Source organism: Rhizobium beringeri (genome assembly GCF_004306515.1).
GTDB lineage: Bacteria > Pseudomonadota > Alphaproteobacteria > Rhizobiales > Rhizobiaceae > Rhizobium > Rhizobium beringeri.
This window is the reverse complement of the sequence record NZ_SILG01000006.1, coordinates 98004-113935: the sequence shown is the minus strand read 5'-3', so window position 1 is coordinate 113935 and position 15932 is coordinate 98004. Positions and strand designations below refer to the sequence as shown.

At 60.8% G+C, this 15932-nt stretch carries 17 protein-coding genes and 3 pseudogenes; 10 read left to right on the top strand and 10 right to left on the bottom strand.

Annotation, left to right across the window (positions count from 1 at the left end; genetic code table 11):
* Positions 1-9: 9 nt before the first annotated feature.
* The 3 genes and pseudogenes from ELH03_RS34810 to ELH03_RS38370 all read left to right on the top strand — a co-directional run.
* Positions 10-783: an SDR family oxidoreductase gene (locus ELH03_RS34810; RefSeq protein WP_130660219.1), complete on the top strand. Its 774-nt coding sequence runs from the start codon at positions 10-12 to the stop codon at positions 781-783.
* Positions 784-807: 24 nt separating this feature from the next.
* A pseudogene (locus ELH03_RS34805) lies at positions 808-1188 on the top strand (LysR family transcriptional regulator); the annotation flags it as partial.
* A 76-nt stretch (positions 1189-1264) separates the two neighbouring features.
* Positions 1265-1483 (top strand): annotated as a pseudogene (locus tag ELH03_RS38370) (SDR family NAD(P)-dependent oxidoreductase); the annotation flags it as partial.
* Positions 1484-1517: 34 nt separating this feature from the next.
* On the opposite strand, the gene ELH03_RS34795 reads toward ELH03_RS38370, so the two are convergent.
* From ELH03_RS34795 to ELH03_RS34785, 3 genes are read right to left on the bottom strand one after another with little or no spacing between them, the layout of a single operon-like run.
* On the bottom strand, positions 1518-2912 hold the full coding sequence (locus ELH03_RS34795; RefSeq protein WP_130767499.1) for a sensor histidine kinase: 1395 nt from the start codon (positions 2910-2912) through the stop codon (positions 1518-1520).
* Positions 2909-3580 (bottom strand): response regulator transcription factor, encoded by a 672-nt coding sequence (locus tag ELH03_RS34790; protein ID WP_130767498.1) that lies wholly within the window; start codon positions 3578-3580, stop codon positions 2909-2911. Before ELH03_RS34790 ends, ELH03_RS34795 begins: the two co-directional genes overlap by 4 nt.
* Positions 3577-4068, bottom strand: a complete 492-nt coding sequence (locus ELH03_RS34785; protein WP_245504927.1) for a PepSY domain-containing protein — start codon at positions 4066-4068, stop codon at positions 3577-3579. The genes ELH03_RS34790 and ELH03_RS34785 overlap by 4 nt, the downstream gene beginning before the upstream one ends.
* On the opposite strand from ELH03_RS34785, the gene ELH03_RS34780 reads away from it, so the two are divergent.
* Together ELH03_RS34780 and ELH03_RS34775 are read left to right on the top strand one after the other, a co-directional pair.
* Positions 4055-4330, top strand: coding sequence for a PepSY domain-containing protein (locus tag ELH03_RS34780; protein ID WP_130767497.1), 276 nt, complete (start codon positions 4055-4057; stop codon positions 4328-4330). The genes ELH03_RS34785 and ELH03_RS34780 overlap by 14 nt on opposite strands.
* On the top strand, positions 4327-4890 hold the full coding sequence (locus ELH03_RS34775) for a cytochrome b/b6 domain-containing protein (RefSeq protein ID WP_130767496.1): 564 nt from the start codon (positions 4327-4329) through the stop codon (positions 4888-4890). The genes ELH03_RS34780 and ELH03_RS34775 overlap by 4 nt, the downstream gene beginning before the upstream one ends.
* A 99-nt stretch (positions 4891-4989) precedes the next feature.
* Here ELH03_RS34775 and ELH03_RS34770 read toward each other — a convergent pair whose 3' ends face one another.
* On the bottom strand, positions 4990-5262 hold the full coding sequence (locus ELH03_RS34770) for a DUF982 domain-containing protein (RefSeq protein ID WP_130767495.1): 273 nt from the start codon (positions 5260-5262) through the stop codon (positions 4990-4992).
* Positions 5263-5575: 313 nt separating this feature from the next.
* Here ELH03_RS34770 and ELH03_RS34765 point away from each other — a divergent pair, with 313 nt between their 5' ends.
* The gene (locus tag ELH03_RS34765; protein ID WP_130767562.1) at positions 5576-6034 is read left to right on the top strand and encodes an EF-hand domain-containing protein; all 459 of its coding nucleotides are present in this window, start codon (positions 5576-5578) and stop codon (positions 6032-6034) included.
* Between the two features lie 53 nt (positions 6035-6087).
* Positions 6088-6477 (top strand): DUF302 domain-containing protein, encoded by a 390-nt coding sequence (locus ELH03_RS34760; protein WP_130767494.1) that lies wholly within the window; start codon positions 6088-6090, stop codon positions 6475-6477.
* Positions 6478-6615: 138 nt separating this feature from the next.
* Here the strand turns inward: ELH03_RS34760 and ELH03_RS34755 are convergent, their stop codons facing one another.
* Both ELH03_RS34755 and ELH03_RS34750 read right to left on the bottom strand, forming a co-directional pair.
* The gene (locus ELH03_RS34755) at positions 6616-7311 is read right to left on the bottom strand and encodes a VIT1/CCC1 transporter family protein (RefSeq protein ID WP_130767493.1); all 696 of its coding nucleotides are present in this window, start codon (positions 7309-7311) and stop codon (positions 6616-6618) included.
* A 185-nt stretch (positions 7312-7496) separates the two neighbouring features.
* Positions 7497-8603: an APC family permease gene (locus tag ELH03_RS34750; RefSeq protein ID WP_245504926.1), complete on the bottom strand. Its 1107-nt coding sequence runs from the start codon at positions 8601-8603 to the stop codon at positions 7497-7499.
* A gap of 236 nt (positions 8604-8839) precedes the next feature.
* Here ELH03_RS34750 and ELH03_RS34745 point away from each other — a divergent pair, with 236 nt between their 5' ends.
* Together ELH03_RS34745 and mgtA are read left to right on the top strand one after the other, a co-directional pair.
* Positions 8840-9724 (top strand): universal stress protein, encoded by an 885-nt coding sequence (locus ELH03_RS34745; protein ID WP_130767561.1) that lies wholly within the window; start codon positions 8840-8842, stop codon positions 9722-9724.
* 193 nt (positions 9725-9917) lie between these two features.
* A complete protein-coding gene (gene mgtA, locus ELH03_RS34740) occupies positions 9918-12563 on the top strand; it encodes a magnesium-translocating P-type ATPase (protein ID WP_130767492.1) in 2646 nt (881 codons plus the stop codon).
* A 42-nt stretch (positions 12564-12605) separates the two neighbouring features.
* Here mgtA and ELH03_RS34735 read toward each other — a convergent pair whose 3' ends face one another.
* The 3 genes from ELH03_RS34735 to ELH03_RS34730 form a co-directional block, all read right to left on the bottom strand.
* Positions 12606-13535, bottom strand: a complete 930-nt coding sequence (locus ELH03_RS34735) for an ABC transporter ATP-binding protein (RefSeq protein ID WP_245504938.1) — start codon at positions 13533-13535, stop codon at positions 12606-12608.
* A gap of 79 nt (positions 13536-13614) precedes the next feature.
* Complete coding sequence (locus ELH03_RS37685; protein ID WP_018073256.1) at positions 13615-13767, bottom strand: hypothetical protein; 153 nt, start codon at positions 13765-13767, stop codon at positions 13615-13617.
* A gap of 36 nt (positions 13768-13803) precedes the next feature.
* Positions 13804-14469 (bottom strand): CBS domain-containing protein, encoded by a 666-nt coding sequence (locus ELH03_RS34730; RefSeq protein ID WP_197729084.1) that lies wholly within the window; start codon positions 14467-14469, stop codon positions 13804-13806.
* Between the two features lie 244 nt (positions 14470-14713).
* On the opposite strand from ELH03_RS34730, the gene ELH03_RS34720 reads away from it, so the two are divergent.
* The gene (locus ELH03_RS34720; RefSeq protein ID WP_130716785.1) at positions 14714-15766 is read left to right on the top strand and encodes a type III polyketide synthase; all 1053 of its coding nucleotides are present in this window, start codon (positions 14714-14716) and stop codon (positions 15764-15766) included.
* 46 nt (positions 15767-15812) lie between these two features.
* On the opposite strand, the pseudogene ELH03_RS34715 reads toward ELH03_RS34720, so the two are convergent.
* Positions 15813-15915, bottom strand: a pseudogene (locus ELH03_RS34715) (phosphoketolase family protein); the annotation flags it as partial.
* Between the last annotated feature and the right edge of the window lie 17 nt (positions 15916-15932).

Below are 15932 nucleotides of genomic sequence, written 5' to 3'. Positions count from 1 at the left end.
AAACTTACTATGACCACATCACAGAACGAATTGAAGCGTCCACATTCACCTTCCTATGATCTCACCGGAAAACGCGTGGTCGTCGTCGGCGGAAAAACAGGAATAGGGCTCGGCATGGCTCAGGCCGCTCACGCGGCGGGAGCGAGTGTAACAGTCGCCAGCCGGCGCTCGGCCTCTGTAACCAACCACCCGGAGCTCGCGCCTTTCGAGCAGCTGGTATTAGACATCGGCGACGAGGATGCGGTTCGGGCTACCTTTGGCGCTATCGGCCGTCTGGATCATTTGCTCGTCGCTGCGGGTCCGACCGACGGCAGCTGGGGTGCATTCATGGACGAAGACATGCGAGGTGTGCGCAGCTATGCCGATAGTAAGTTTCTCGGCTCCTGGGCATGTGCACGCTATGCAGCCCCAAAACTTTCCTCCGAAGGATCCATCACCTTTCTTACAGGAGGGATCGCAGCACGCCCGAAGATTGGCATGACGGCCGTCACATCGACTTTTGCCGCTGTGGAGGCGCTGGCCCGCTCGCTGGCACTCGAACTCGGACCCATCAGGGTGAATGCCATTCGTCCCGGGTTCATCGACACCGACCTATGGAACTTCTTATCTCCAACAGATGCGGCGGACGTCCGTGAGAGGGTGCGCGATAATTTCCCGGCCCGCAGGATTGGGTATCCCGCCGATGTCGGCCATGCGGCTGTGTTCCTGATGACCAATGCCTACGTCACGGGCACGGTGCTTGAGGTCTCCGGCGGCGAGACGCTCGTCGATTGGCAGTTCTGAGCAGCGCCCCGTGCATTCAGCTTGCCGTACCTGTCCCGCGATCTCCTGCCGCCTGGCGTGCGGGTGCTCCCGATCCCAGATGGATCGCCGTAAGCGGGCATGGAGTTCCGGGCTGGGCCAGCGAGGGTGAGGCTCGTACATCGGGGTTTCGTTCAGGACCACGGACTTCGATTCTCAGATTTCGGCGTACGACAAGGGATCGGCATCACGGCGTTGCCGTGCTTTGTCGGAGACGCCGATCCGCTACTGGTGAGGGTGCCAGGCAGCGACCTGCACCTATAGGGAACGCTCTGGCTTCTCACGCAAGGCGAGACCCGCAAGACAACGCGCGTGTGGATCTTCACCGAGTTTATATCCCGTAGGATCGCCGCGTACACGCAGCTACTTGCGAGAATGCCGTTATAGCGTGGCTGACCAAACACTCGCTAGCTGGCGATCGAGGCCCTTGGCAGGACCTGCATCACGAGCGCCCAGGATGTGACAGGTATCTCCATCGCTCGATGTCGACGAACTCTGGGATAAGATCATCGGGACCAACCTCAAGGGCGCGTTCTTCTGGTCGCAAGGCGCAGCACGTTGGATGTCAAATCAGCCTGGAGGCTGAAGCATTATAAAGCTCTGCTCGCTTACCTCCTACGTCGGCATCCCGACCGCCGTGCCCTATGGCTCTTCGAAGTCTGGACTGCTCGGCATGACGCAGCGCGGACAGATGGCGTCAATCCCCTAGGAATATGTTATGTCGCCGCCGGTTGTCCGGAAAAGAGCGTTTGAGAGGCGACGGCGTCAGGGAAGACGACCTCCGCACGGAAGCCATCTTCCACGCGGTTTTCCAACGTGAGCGTCAGATCGTACACCGCTGCAATCTCCGACACGATGGCAAGACCCAGACCAGAGCCGGGTTTCAGACGGTCGAGACGGACACCCCGCCGCGGAAGATCGGGCAATCTCTTTGGCGCCACGCCTGGGCCGTCGTCCTCGATCATTAGACGGGAATGCCCATTATGTCGAACCGCGCTGACATGGATCCTGTTCTTGGCCCACTTGCAGGCGTTCTCGAGCAGGTTCCCCGCAAGCTCGCGGAAGTCGTGCGGATCGACGGGAACGCTGAAGTCCTCGGCAACGTCTATTTCCCATGCGATGCGTTCCCCTGCCTCAGTATGTCGGAGCATTCGAACGGTCTCGTTGATGATCTTCTCGACGTCGGCATCGCCACTCCGCTGATCAGGGCTCGGGGTGATGCGGGCTCGGGCGAGCTCGTGCTCGACGTGCGAAAGCATGGTCTCGGCAAGATGGTCGAGTTCATCGGCGATCTCGACCTCGCCCTTCTCCCGGAGTGAGTACGCGTTGTTTGTGAGAACGGTCAAAGGCGTCTTCAGCCCGTGGGCGAGATCACTGGCCCTACTCCTGGCCTTCTCCATCGCCGCGGCCTGGCTTTGCAGCAGCTTGTTCAGTTGGTTGACGAGCGGTTGAACCTCGCGCGGGTAGGCCCCCGCCAGTCGGCTGGCCCTCCGGTCGCGGACGGCTTCAAGATCACGACCGATGCGGTCGAGAGGTCTCAATCCGATCCAAAGCTGCCCGATCGACATCAACACGAGGAGCGCGGCAAGAACGGCGACATAGGGCAGAATGTCGAGAGCAAATCCAACGCGAGCGCTGTCGACCTCGTCGGCATCCACCGCCACTGCGATGCGTATGGGCCTCCTGCCCTCAGGTGCGGCCAACGACAGCACGCGTTCCTGAACAAGGACATCTTTCCCCTCCGGCCCGGAGAGACGATATTGGTGCATGATACCGACAGGATGTGACTCCTCCGGCAGAGGCAGGACATAGTCGAAGAGCGAGGAAGATCGGACCTCCGCCTTCCCCACAGGATCGTCGATCTGCCAGTAGAGCCCCCCATAGGGTATCAGGAAACGATTGTCCGGAGGGTTCTCGGGCACCTGCAGCTTGCCTCCGGGCAAGAAGCGGATCACAGCCGCCAGACGGTTTATGTGTCCGGTCAGCTCGTTCTGCACGCGCTTGCTGTAGCTGTCCGCAAAGATCTGAACGAGAGCGCCGGATGCTGCGGCAAGGCAGATCGACACTGCTATCAGAGACGTGATGATGAAGCGGCTGTGAAGCGACCTCATGTCCCCTCGCCCGATACTATCTGGTATCCGAAGCCTCGGCGCGTGATGATCGCGTCCCTTCCAAGCTTCTTTCTCAGCCGTCCGATCAGTACCTCCACCGAATTGCTCTCCCGTTCAAAGTCCTGAGTGTAGAGCTGCTCGGTAAGTTCGAGCTGGGAGATCGCGCGACCGCGATTCTGCATCAGCACCGATAGGCATTTGTACTCCATAGGCGTGACATCGACAGGCATCCCGTCCACCATGACCGCACGTCGGCGGGGGTCGATAGAAACGGGACCTGACGATAGGACAGCACTGGCGTGCCCGGAATACCTTCGCAGGACCGCGTGCAGCCTGGCGAGAAGCTCCGCGATGCGGAATGGCTTGCCAAGGTAGTCGTCGGCGCCAGCATTGATGCCCTCGACGCGCTCCTCCCAGTTGCCGCGCGCCGTCAAGATGATGACCGGCATGTCACGACCGTTCGACCGCCACTTTTTGAGGATCGTTAGGCCGTCGATCTTCGGCAGACCCAGATCAAGGACGACGGCGGCGAAGTCGTCATGCTCGCCGGCGAACAGAGTGGCTTCCCCATCGGATTCGTGGACGACGTTGAAACCGGCCTTGGTGAGCTGGGCGGTCACGTCACGGGCTATGAGCGGGTCGTCTTCGGCAAGCAACAGGCGCATCATTCGTTCTCGATTTCGACGATCCTGCCTGACGCGGCGTCCACTTCCACCTCGGTGACCTGACCGCTGCCCCTCAGAATCCGGAACTCGTAGATTATGCGATCGTCATGCCGATCGACACTGACATCGATCAATTCGCCGGGCAGCTTGGCGAGGACTTTCGCCTTCAGTATGGCAAGAGGCAGAATCTTCCCTTCGTGGACCCGTTTAGGCAGGTCGTCGTGCGACGGCAGATCATCCGCTTCGCGGGAACGAGCAGGCAAATCGTCGGCATGCGCGCTCCATACCGGAAGCGACGGCCACAGAAGGACAAAGCAGACGAACGCGAGCGTGCGGGGCGGGTACATCGTCGGAGAATATCCTATCGAAGGTGACAATAACCTGACAATCGCGATCAGGTCGCCGTCAGGTCGCGCCCCATAGGTTCGAAGCCGACCAGATGAGCAAAACCGCTCCTGGGATGATGGAGAAAAACCAATGAAGAAGATCATGTTCGCAACCCTCCTGCTCGCCACCGCGTCGATCGGCGTTGCCCACGCCGAAGAAGGTCAGAATTGCACGCAGGCTCCCAAGGACAGGTGGCTGAGCGAGGACGGCATCAAGGAAAAGGCCAAAGCCGAGGGCCTCGACGTGCGCCGGGTGAAAATGGAGGGCAGTTGCTACGAGGTCTACGCCGTCGACGCGAAGGGCAAAAAGGTCGAAACCCTGTTCAACCCGGAGACCGGCGCAGTGGTCGGCAACGAAAGCGAATGACCATGGGCAGGATGGACATGGATGCGGCGGGCGCTTGCTCGCCGCCAAAGATCAGGGTCTGGGATCCGGTGGTGCGGATGTTCCACTGGGGTCTGGTGGGGCTGTTCGCGTTTTCCTTTCTGACGGGCGACGAGTGGAAGCAGGCGCATATTCTGTCTGGCTACGCCATCGTCGGTCTCCTACTCGTGCGGATCATCTGGGGCTTCGTCGGCACTCACCACGCGCGTTTTTCCAATTTCATCTACGATCCGGTCACGACCCTCGGCTTCATGCGTGACAGCCTAGCCATGCGCGCCAAGCGCTACATCGGCCACAATCCGGCCGGAGGTGCGATGGTGTTCGCGCTGCTCGTCGCCATTTCGGGCATTGCCGCAACCGGGTACATGATGACGACGGACGCCTATTGGGGAGTGGAATGGGTGGAAGAGGCGCATGAACTCCTAGTCAATGTGACGCTTGGCCTCGTCGGCCTTCACATCGCTGGCGTCCTCTTGGCAAGCATCGAGCACAGGGAAAACCTTGTCCGAGCGATGCTAACCGGCAGGAAGCGAGCCGATTGACCTGGATCGGCGTCGCGGCCGAGTAGGACCTGAAGCCATGGAAGGCACCTGGGTTAAGGACTTGTTGCTCACTTGACCGAGCTGATCTCGTGCTGGCGTCTACGAACGACCACGGGGCGCGCAGGTGGACATCCTGGCTTCGTCAGCGGCCTGAATGAAAGCCTTGCGCGCGGTCTCCTGCGAGACATGCCCGCTTACGGCCGCGGCGCAGATCTCTCTCGCGAATGCGTGCTCTCTACGCGAGCCTTTCCATCGGTTGGCGAGAAACTCGAGCGCCTCGCTCGCTCCGCCAACAGCCTCAGGGGCGTTCATTCCCACCTGGACGAAAACAGGTTCCGACCAGGTTCCTTCAATCTGTTTCTGGGACGTCATCCTCGATCTCCTGAACGTTTCGAACTGCGAGCGGGGCATCATCACGAGGGCCGGACCACGATCAGGCGCTGGCTGATGGCGTCAGGATACCGCGTTCGACCGGCGTGGACGTTGATATCGATCAAGCCAGGCACGATCGCACTCTGAAATCACCTTGTTCTCGCCTTAGCCGGCTCGCTCCTCGGTGTCGCTTCAGCCGCGATCGTTCCTCGGCGACGCAGGTGGCTGGCGTCGCAGTCATGGCGCGGCGCGAAGGCGATCGGTCCGTCCTCGACGACTCGAACCGTACAAGTGGTTTGATCCAGCGCAATGTCTGAAACCGGTGTGCATCGTATCCTCAAAGGGCGCTCCAACTCGTGGAGGACTATACTCAAAGAGGAGAGTCAGGATGTCCATGTTCAGACTGCCAACGATCGCTATGCTGGCCTTGCTCGGTGCCGTCGGTGCCATGGGCAGCGCCTCCGCCCAGACGAAAAGTCCAGACCCGGCCCAGTCTGAGGCAAAACCCGAGGCCAACGGATCGGAAATGATGCCCGGCATGATGGGCCGCAACATGATGTCATCGGACATGAATGAAGGAATGCGCATGATGGGGCCAATGCGCGGTCATATGATGAAGATCATGTTCGTCATCGCCGATACTGATGGGGACGGCGCAATTTCTTTCGAAGAGTTGACCGCAATCCACAAACGCGTCTTCGACGCGGTCGACGCGAACAATGACGGCAAAGTCACACCTGAAGAAATGCAGGCGTTCATGCAAGACATGTGATTGGATACCGAGCATTTGCAGGCCGTTGCATGGGAGCCCAAAGGAGACTTCTCATGACCTACACGCTCGATAGAACCCTCTGGGCGACCAGTTTCGACGATGCGGTCGGCAGGACCAAATCCGCGCTCATCAAGCACGGTTTCGGTGTTCTGACGGAGATCGATGTCAAGGCAACCATGAAAAAGAAGATCGACGCCGACATCGATGACTACCTCATCCTCGGAGCCTGCAATCCGCGCATGGCGTTCGAGGCGATGAAACTGGAACCGAAGGTGGGGGCCATGCTGCCGTGCAATGTCATCCTGCGCGGGATCGATGGCGGCAATGTCATGGTGAGCGCCATCGATCCGGTCGCATCCATGCAGGCGATCGACAACGAAATGCTGACCAGTCTGGCAGGCAGGGTCCGCTCGATGCTCGCCCAGGCGGTGGCCGAGATCTGACGAGTACGAGTTCCGGCCCTTGAGCCCTGAGGAGCCGAACTTGCGTCGGCTCCTCTTTCGTTGCGCCAGAACCGCAACATCCTAAAAACTCACCCCGTCCTCAAGCTGGGCGTGCAGGAGGGGGCGGAAAGTTACTCGTCAGACTGCGGTGCCAACCAGCGCACCGATCCCCGCCGTCAATGCCATAGCGAAAGCGCCCCAGAAAGTGACGCGCGTGGTGGCCCTCCAGACCTTGGCGCCGCCCGCTTTCGCACCGATAGCGCCCAGCAGCGCGAGGAAGGCCAAAGACGCGGTTGCAACGGTGTAGATCAGCAAGGAGGCGGGCGAAAGTACGACCATGAGCAGGGGCAATGCGGCCCCCACCGCAAACGTGACGGCCGACGTCAAGGCCGCCTCAACCGGCCGGGCCGCCATGTGTTCGACGATACCGAGTTCGTCGCGCGAATGCGCGTCGAGTGCATCATTTGCGGTCAGTTGGATCGCGACTTGCCTGGCCAGCTCGTCGGTAAGACCGCGTTTGACGTAGATCTCCGTCAGCTCCTCGTACTCACCTTCGGGTTGCGTCTCCAACTCGATCCGTTCTCGCGCGAGATCGGCTTCCTCGGTGTCCGCTTGGGAGCTTACCGACACGTATTCGCCGGCTGCCATGGACATTGCGCCCGCGACCAGACCAGCGATGCCTGCTACCAGGATCTGCGAGGGTCCGGCGGACGCGGTGGCGACGCCCATGATCAGGCTCGCCGTCGAGACGATTCCATCGTTTGCGCCAAGGACGGCAGCCCGTAGCCAGCCGATGCGGGAGACCAGGTGATGTTCCGAATGCAGTCTGCTCATGCGCGTCTCCAGGACAAAGTCGATTTTGACGTAGTGAGTGCGAGATTAACCGATGAGCGCAACGTCGATCACGAGCAACGCGGCACTCGCGATCACAGCCGCGACGAGCACCCAGAACGGGCAAATGAACACACCCGGAGGCAGCGCTATGGTCTCGGTCATCCTTATGCGGATCAGCGCCAGGTTTACCAAGTGAACAGCCCCAAAGTGCACTGCGATGTCAGCTTGGCGAGACCTTCGAGCGGTACGAAGATAGCAAACACCAGGATCGCCGTGGCCCCGATCAAAGTGGCGACGATTGGCGTTCCCGTGTGAGGGTTCAGGCGTCCGAGCACCTGGGGCAGGTTTCCCTGTTGGACCAGGCCGTAGATCACCCGAGAGATCATAATCATGTGCACGATGATGCCGTTTAACGTCGCGATGATCGCGATCGCACTCATGGTCACGAGCGGCATGCCCGTCAGGCGTTCAAAGACGAGTGCGAGCGGCGCGGGCGAGCTTGCCAGTTCGTCCGGAGGAACAGTGACCACAGCGACCCATGTGACGCCGGCATAGATGACGGCAGTCAGCCCCAACGTCACGAAGAGCGCGCGAGGCAGAGTCTTCGACGGCGTCTTCATCTCTTCGGCAATGTTGACCACGTGTTCGAAGCCGATGAAGGAGAACACCGCAATCATGGCGGTACCGAACACGCCGACCCAGGCCGTGGGATTGCCGCCGGGCCATGCCTCCGGCAGGCGTTCGATCAGGCCAACGCCTTCGGAGAACCCCGCTCCGACAACGAGGAGGAGACCACCGACCTCGATGAGCGTCATAACACCGGCGAAAGTGATCGAGCTGGCTGTCGCCAGGCATGAAATAGCAGCCATTGTCAGCACGACGCCGGCGATGATCGAGGATCCAGGAAGCGGCAGGAGGACGCCTACATATCCAGCACTACCAGCGCTGATCGTCGCTGCCGAGATGATCGCCGTCACGATGACCAGCAACCCGGTCACGATCGTGAACCATCGCACTCCAAATGCCCTATCGACATAGGCGGCTTCACTTGCGCTGACGGGCATTCGCGTGCCGAGTTCCGCAAACGAGGCCGCGCTCAAGCCCATGACTGGTGCTGCACCCAGAAACGCGAGCGGTGCATGCATGCCCGCCCGCCCGGCGGCGACGCTGACGAACACGTAAATACCCGCGCCTATGGTGACGCCGAGAGCGTAAAGGACGGCGTGCGACAGGGTTAGCGTGCGTGCTAGTCTCGGCCGCATCCCGGTGGTTTCGGCGGTCGTTGAATTCACCTCGCGCTCCCATTGTCACAGGCACGTCCTCCTGAATTCAATACCGGATCTCGGCCATCAAGGATTTGACCACGATCAACTTCCGCAGACTTCCAGTTGGAAAGGCACCGGTGTGAACGTCCGGTTATCCTGGCGCTCTTCGAAGGAGAGGCGGAATTCTGGCACGCGGCGCCGTGCCGAGGCCAGAGAAGCCGGAGCGCCGGCAATTGCGTTACATCAATGCCGAGTTGAGACGAATGGAGATAGATGATTGCAATCGTGGCGGTCCGCGAGAGATGGAGCAGGACATGACGGCACAATATTTTCTCCCGCTGGCAACATATCCCGATTCAAGTTCCGGATTGATCATTTCGAACGCCGTAACGTTTGCTGGGTATTACAGCGCGCATCTTCACGCGTGCGCGCTAACAGTCGCGATTCCGCACATCCCCAACGCATGGTCGTCTTTGCTGCTCGATACTCCGAAGATGATCGAGCATGCCGAGATTTTGAGCCGCGATCGTGCCGCAACGCTGGTTTCAGCGGCAACGAACCTCGCAGCGAGCGCCGAGGTTGAATTATCTTGTCGAACGGTGAAAACCGCCTTGCCCTTATTGCACGACACGGCAGCCACGGAAGCACGTTTTTTCGATCTGGCTATTCTCGAATGTATCGCGGACGTTCCCGATACCCGTATTGTCGCCGAAGCGGTCATATTCGGATCCGGCCGGCCAGCCATCATCTTTCCCAAAAAGACCCTTGCGGGCCCAATCGACCATCTGGTCATCGCCTGGGACGGAAGCCGAGCCGCCGCTCGGGCCGTCAACGATGCAAACCCTTTCATTCACAAGGCCAAGCGGGTCTCGGTCCTATCTCTGACGGGCGAAAAGCCGCTGCCGGAGCCAAGCGGAGTCCACCTCGCTGAGATCCTGGTTTCGAGCGGCGTCAATGCAAGCTCAACGGCCGCTCGGTTTACTTCGTCATCCATCGGACTCAGCATTCAGCGGACAGCGCTGGAACTGGGCGCCGATCTTCTGGTCATGGGAGGATTCGGACACTCAAGGCTGCGAGATTTTGTCTTGGGCGGAGCAACCGATGGCGTGTTGCACGAGCCTCTTTTGCCCGTCCTCATGTCACATTGACGAACTGTCCCCGCCGTGGCGTATGACTGGCTTCGGCTGCTATCGAGCGGCGGGACCTTACCGGGTTCGAACGGCGTGGACGTTGATATCGATCAAGCCAGGCACCTTCGACGCGAAATACGAAGCTTGACAACCATCAATGACGTCCTCCTGGCGAAGACGATAATCGGCGAAATCACATACGGAGTTCGCCATGGATATCCCCGTTCCTCCTACTCCTCTCCCTTCGTCCGCTTTAGAGGTCGCGATCCCTGCCTACTGGACGAGGTCGCCCTCGGAGCTGGGCGCTGCCCTCGCCACGTCCCTGCAGGACGGGCTAACGTCCGGCGAAGCGGAAGAACGCGTGCGACGGTTCGGGCCGAACTCTCTGTCCGAGGAAAGCGGCGGAGGCATGTTGGCGAACTTCGCGCGCCAGTTCAAAAGTCCGCTCGTGCTCGTGCTTGTGTTCGCAGCGCTCGTCGCGGGTGGCGTCGGCGAAGTCCACGACGCCATTATCATCAGCATCATCATTCTCGCTAGCTGCTTTCTGGGCTTTCTTCAGGAACATGGCGCGCAACGAGCGGTCGAGGCGTTGCGACAGCGAATTTCTCTCACTTCAAAGGTCCGCCGCGACGGCGCCGACAAGGTCGTGGCCGCAGTCGGCATCGTGCCGGGCGACCTGATCCTGCTCTCGGCGGGGAGCCTCGTGCCTGCCGATGCAGTCATCGTTGTCGCGCAGGATCTAAACGTCAGCGAAGCGACGCTTACCGGAGAGACTTTTCCCGTTGCTAAGGCGCCCGGCGTTTCGACCAAAGACGCCGGTCTTGGGGACCGTTCCAACTGCGTGTTCACGGGAACCTCGGTTCGGAGCGGCACTGCGACTGCCCTTGCGATCGCGACCGGCCCCCGCACGGAATTCGCACGGATCGCCAGCGCCGTCGCGCGCCAGATTCCGGAAACGGAATTCGCGCGAGGTGTGCGGCATTTCGGATTTCTGATGACGCGGATCATGCTCTGCATCGTCGTCGTCGTCCTGGTGGCGAATCTCCTGCTTCACAGACCTATCGTGGACTCTCTGCTTTTCTCGCTCGCGCTTGCCGTCGGCCTGACGCCTGAGCTGCTGCCTGCGATCATCAGCGTGACGCTCGCGCGCGGCGCCCGGACGATGTCGAAGTCTGGCGTGATCGTCCGCCGCCTCGATGCAATGGAGAACCTTGGCAGCATGGACGTGCTCTGCACGGACAAGACGGGCACGCTGACCGAGGGCGTCATCCGCCTCGACAGTTGCGTCGACCCGCAGGGCGTCGTCTCACCTGAAGTGAGGCGGCTGGCGCTTCTCAATTCGGCGTTTCAATCAGGAATGAAGAATCCTCTCGACGACGCCGTGACGGCCACGATCGCGGCCGGGGAGATTTCGTCCGACGCCCGCAAGCTTGCCGAGATCCCCTACGATTTCTCGCGCAAGCGCCTATCCGTAATCGTTGCCGGCAAGGACGGTGCGCCGCTGTTGATCTGCAAAGGAGCGGCCTCCAACGTGATCGGCGTCTGCGCCGCCGTCATGGCCGCGGGCCGCGAGCTGACCTTGAACGACAATGTCCGCAAACAGTTGGACGACGTCTGCCGGCAATGGGGAGAAGCAGGCATGCGCGCGCTCGCAGTCGCCACCCGGCCCATATCCGAAGCAACTCCCAAAATCTCGAGGGAAGACGAATCCGGACTTTGCCTGCAAGGTTTTCTGCTCTTCTCGGATCCGCCGAAGGCTAACATTTCAGCCGTAGTAGCAAGCCTCGTCGAACGAGGGGTGCGGATCAAGGTGATATCGGGAGACAACCGATATGTCGTCCGGCATCTCGCGTCGGCGATCGGAATCGACGGTTCCCGCATGCTCACAGGGAAAGAGGTCGGCCGCATGAGCAACGACGCACTGTTCAGCCGTGCGGGAAAAACCGACCTGTTCGTCGAAATCGACCCAAATCAGAAGGAACGGATCGTGGCGGCCCTCCGCAAGGCCGGACACGTGGTCGGATATCTCGGAGACGGGATAAACGATGCGCCCGCCCTTCACGAGGCGGACGTCGGGATTTCGGTGGACGGCGCGGCCGACGTCGCCCGCGAGGCTGCCGACGTCGTCCTGATGCGGCAGGATCTCGCGGTCCTTTCGAAAGGCGTGGACGACGGACGCAGGACCTTCACCAACACGATGAAGTACATATCGATCGCGACCAGCGCCAACTTCGGCAACATGATCAGTATGGCAGCGGCGTCGCTCGTGCTGCCATTCCTGCCGCTCCTTGCCAAGCAGATACTGCTAAACAACCTGCTGTCGGATCTGCCGGCGATGGCAATCGCCACGGACAAGGTCGATCCGGCAGACCTTCGGCGTCCGCAGCGGTGGGACATCTCCCGCATAAAGAGGTTTATGCTCTGGTTCGGGCCGCTAAGTTCTATCTTCGATCTGGCGACGTTCGTCGTCCTTCTGGCAGTGTTTTCCGCCGGACAGGACGAGTTCCGCTCTGCATGGTTCGTTGAATCGCTAATGACGCAGTTGGCGACCATGCTCGTCATCAGGACGCCCGGTCCGATCTGGAGGAGCCGGCCCAGTCCGCTGCTATTCGGTACGGCGATCGCCGTCGGTGCGGCGGGAGTGACCATCCCCTACACCGCGGTCGGCGGGCTTTTTGGTTTCGTTCCGATCCCCCTCGAAATTCTCACAGTGCTTTTGGGTATCAGCTTGTTCTACGTAGCAGCTCTCGAGACCGTGAAGATCTTCTACTTTACGACGCTGTCAACGGAGGACCATTCACAGCCCCGAACATCACGCCGTCGGCCTCGCACTCGAACAAGGCGCCATTCAAAATAGGCGCGATCGCTCAGCGCGGGCGCGCGGAATATCAAAATGCACTCATATTTCGTGGTTGCCAGCGCCATCGAACTTCGCGGCGTCCCTGATTAGCCGAAACTTCACCTGGGTCACCCTGAGGTCACGATACCAGTCCACGATCGCCCCCCAAGGGTCGACGATCTTCGCCAGTCCCGAGACGAAGGCGACAACGGTGCCTATCTCGGTCTTGCCGGTGACAACATAATAGCCCCCCAGGACGAAGATGCCGACATAGCCCAACTGCGCCATGAGATTCATGAGAAAGTTCATGGCGTACTTGTAGCGGTAGATCTCCATGTTGGCGGAGAAGATCGCTCCGATGCGCGAAGTTTGAGGATCCTCTCCCTGGCCACCTTCGATCGCATGCACCATGCCTTCGCTGACGTCGCGCATGATGGCGACCTTCGCCTCGACCCGGCGGTTGATCGCGGCCTGCATCATCGGGACGAACGCAATCTGCGGGGCGAAGGTCGCTGCGACGGCCAGCATCATCAGCGGCTGGAGATAGATCAGGTAGCTGCAGACGGTGACAAGGATGCCGACCTGCAGCAGCGGCTCGGAGATGCTGGTTCCAACGAAACCGCCGACCGGCTCGGCTTCCGCAAGAACAATCGACAGCTCGACGCCCTCGAGCATGGATTCTGACGGCGGCGTCTCGGCCTGATGCAGAACACGCGCCCGCAGCCAGAGCGTGCCCTTCTCGCCCACCCAGCTTCTGTAGAGATTGAGGGTGAATTTTACCGCGCCCTCCAACACTGCCACCGCGAGGTAGAGGGATACGAGAAAGAGAAGCGACCCGTATGACGCTTGCTCGGTCGCCTCATTGACGATCCGGCGCTGGAGTTCGAGAGGCGCCGCGCCGATAACAAAAAGAACCAGGGACAGCCCGGCGATCAACGCCTGATGACGCCTTCCCATCAGCCAGATGAAACTGAACAGGTCGGAGGGCATCGAATCCGTCGCGCTTCCGGTCTTTTGCGAGACGCGGCCCGGCAATCCAATCCTGGAGGGCCAAATGTTCATCGCGCACTCACGGGTCAGAGAGAGAGCGCTCGACGCGCCCGCTTCGAGAGTCGTCGGATGGTTTCACCAGCAGGACGCCCACGACCGTCCCGACCATGAGGATCAGGATGACGAGGAGAAGCCTCGACATGACGGCGTCTGCGATGACCCTGACAAACATGACGGAAACTCCAGGCACGATTTCATCGTTCGAGGCTCACCATGCGGAAGCCAGGGTGATCTTGTTCACCACGCCGCCGACGCCGCGGACGCTTTCCGCCGCCACCCTGGCCGCTGAGCGTTCCAGCTCCGTCTCGACCTCTCCCCTCAGGGTGACCACCCCGTTGGAGACGGTCGCATTGACCATGGGGGGCGTTATTTCAAGCTCGGCGTCCAGGCGGCTACGAACCGCGATCCCGAGGGCCTCGTCGCCGGAAGCGGTGCACTGCCGTGGAACATCGAGAAGCGCTCGCATCAAGTCGCGACGGCTGATCATTCCGGCGAGCCTGCCGTTCTCGACGACGGGCAGGTGTTTGATGTCGTGGGCCTGCAGGAGTTCGGCGAGCTGGCTCGCGGTGGCGGTCGGGGCGGCGCTGATGACAGGCGTCGACATCACGTCCTTGACGCGCCAGCTTCGGGCCTTCACATAGTCCGCCAGTGCATCTTCGCGGTCGCGCGTATGCGGTACCGCCCGTCTCGCCCAAGACGACGCCACCCGGCGCAGCAGGTCTCCTTCGGTGACGATGCCCGTGAGCCGCCCTTCGCCATCGACGACGGGCACCGCGCCGATCTTGCTGGCGTTGACGATCTCGACGGCTTCCCTGACGTTGTGTCCCTCGTCGAGCGTCGTCACGGGGGTCGTCATGATGTCTCTAGCAAGCATCGCGCTGTCTCCTTGTTGATCGGACGATTACGGAGCCAACACACGTCGAGCGCATTGACGTGGATCAAGCCTGACACGAAGCCGCGGGAGGCCGTCTTCGCGCGTCGTCGTCTCCGGAGCCTTCCGACGAAGTGCGGCATCAGGCCCGCCGGCATTGCAACCTTTTGCAGGATCAAGACGTTATGGTTCGGTCTCGTCCTCGCGCGGCGCACCAAAGTCTTTCCGCGCCGTCGCAAGGAGTCTTATGCAGCATTCCGTCAAGCTGGTATCCGTCGGTACCGCAGTTCCGCCACATGTCATCGACCAGCGTGACGCGGCGCGAGCGTCGCACACCGCGTTCTCATCGCGATTTGGCGATTTCGAAAAGCTGGCAAGGGTGTTCGAAACCTCGGGGATTCGACGCCGCTATGGCGTCCGGCCGATCGAGTGGTATCTCGAGACGTCGGGATGGCCCGAACGAAACCTCGCTCATATCGAGGGCGCGGGTGCGATGTTCATGTCCGCCGCCTGCAAGGCTCTGGCGTCGGCGGGCCTTACAGCAGGCGACGTCGACACGATCGTAACGGTCTCCTCGACTGGTATTGCGACACCTAGTCTGGAGGCGAGGGTAAGCAGAGAGCTGGGTTTCCGGGACGACGTCGAACGGGTGCCCGTGTTCGGCCTCGGCTGTGCCGGCGGAGTCTCCGGGCTTTCGATCGCGTCACGGCTGGCGGCATCTCGGCCAGGCTCCGTCGTGCTGGTGGTCGCGGTCGAGACCTGCACATTGGCATTTCGCATGGACAAGCTTACGAAGGCGAACATCGTGGCGACCGCCCTCTTCGGCGACGGGGCCGCCGCCTGCGTAGTCCGTGCCAGCGAGGCCGGTCTGGCCGAGATCGAATTTGCAGGCCAGCATACGTGGCCCGACACGCTGGACATCATGGGATGGAGCGTCGATCCGGAAGGTCTGGGCGTGATCTTCGACCGTGCGATACCACCGTTCGCCGAAACTCACGTGCTGAAGGGCGTGACATCCATACTCGCCCGATCAGATCTCACTCCTGCCGACGTTGACCGGTTTGCGTGCCACCCCGGTGGATCCAAGGTCATCACCGCCTTGGAATCGGCACTTAAACTGAGCCAGGGAACCCTCGACAAGGAACGTGAGGTTCTCTCGGATTATGGGAACATGTCGTCGCCAACCGCGCTGTTCGTACTCGAGAAGCTTCTTGCGCACGGACTACCCAGGAGAACTGTCCTGACGGCGATGGGACCGGGCTTCACGCTTAGCTGCCTCTCGTTGAGGGCTGCAGCATGATCCCCTCGATCATTCTTCTCGCCGCGGTCACGCTAGAGCGGGTGGTGACACGGTTGAGATGGGCGTAGATGAAGTTGAGGCCGGGCGTCGTTCCCCAAGGTCCCAGAAGGGGGCTTGATTTGTTCCGGCCGAAGCGGCTCGCGCAGAAGTTAGCGGTCGATGAGTT

Bases quoted from the DNA above. Each gene is read 5' to 3' on its own strand.
- ELH03_RS34810 (WP_130660219.1), top strand. From the start codon at position 10: ATGACCACATCACAGAACGAATTGAAGCGTCCACATTCACCTTCCTAT.
- ELH03_RS34795 (WP_130767499.1), bottom strand. From the start codon at position 2,912: ATGAGGTCGCTTCACAGCCGCTTCATCATCACGTCTCTGATAGCAGTG.
- ELH03_RS34790 (WP_130767498.1), bottom strand. From the start codon at position 3,580: ATGATGCGCCTGTTGCTTGCCGAAGACGACCCGCTCATAGCCCGTGAC.
- ELH03_RS34780 (WP_130767497.1), top strand. From the start codon at position 4,055: ATGAAGAAGATCATGTTCGCAACCCTCCTGCTCGCCACCGCGTCGATC.
- ELH03_RS34785 (WP_245504927.1), bottom strand. From the start codon at position 4,068: ATGATCTTCTTCATTGGTTTTTCTCCATCATCCCAGGAGCGGTTTTGC.
- ELH03_RS34775 (WP_130767496.1), top strand. From the start codon at position 4,327: ATGACCATGGGCAGGATGGACATGGATGCGGCGGGCGCTTGCTCGCCG.
- ELH03_RS34770 (WP_130767495.1), bottom strand. From the start codon at position 5,262: ATGACGTCCCAGAAACAGATTGAAGGAACCTGGTCGGAACCTGTTTTC.
- ELH03_RS34760 (WP_130767494.1), top strand. From the start codon at position 6,088: ATGACCTACACGCTCGATAGAACCCTCTGGGCGACCAGTTTCGACGAT.
- ELH03_RS34755 (WP_130767493.1), bottom strand. From the start codon at position 7,311: ATGAGCAGACTGCATTCGGAACATCACCTGGTCTCCCGCATCGGCTGG.
- ELH03_RS34745 (WP_130767561.1), top strand. From the start codon at position 8,840: ATGGAGATAGATGATTGCAATCGTGGCGGTCCGCGAGAGATGGAGCAG.
- mgtA (WP_130767492.1), top strand. From the start codon at position 9,918: ATGGATATCCCCGTTCCTCCTACTCCTCTCCCTTCGTCCGCTTTAGAG.
- ELH03_RS34735 (WP_245504938.1), bottom strand. From the start codon at position 13,535: ATGCCCTCCGACCTGTTCAGTTTCATCTGGCTGATGGGAAGGCGTCAT.
- ELH03_RS37685 (WP_018073256.1), bottom strand. From the start codon at position 13,767: ATGTTTGTCAGGGTCATCGCAGACGCCGTCATGTCGAGGCTTCTCCTC.
- ELH03_RS34730 (WP_197729084.1), bottom strand. From the start codon at position 14,469: ATGCTTGCTAGAGACATCATGACGACCCCCGTGACGACGCTCGACGAG.
- ELH03_RS34720 (WP_130716785.1), top strand. From the start codon at position 14,714: ATGCAGCATTCCGTCAAGCTGGTATCCGTCGGTACCGCAGTTCCGCCA.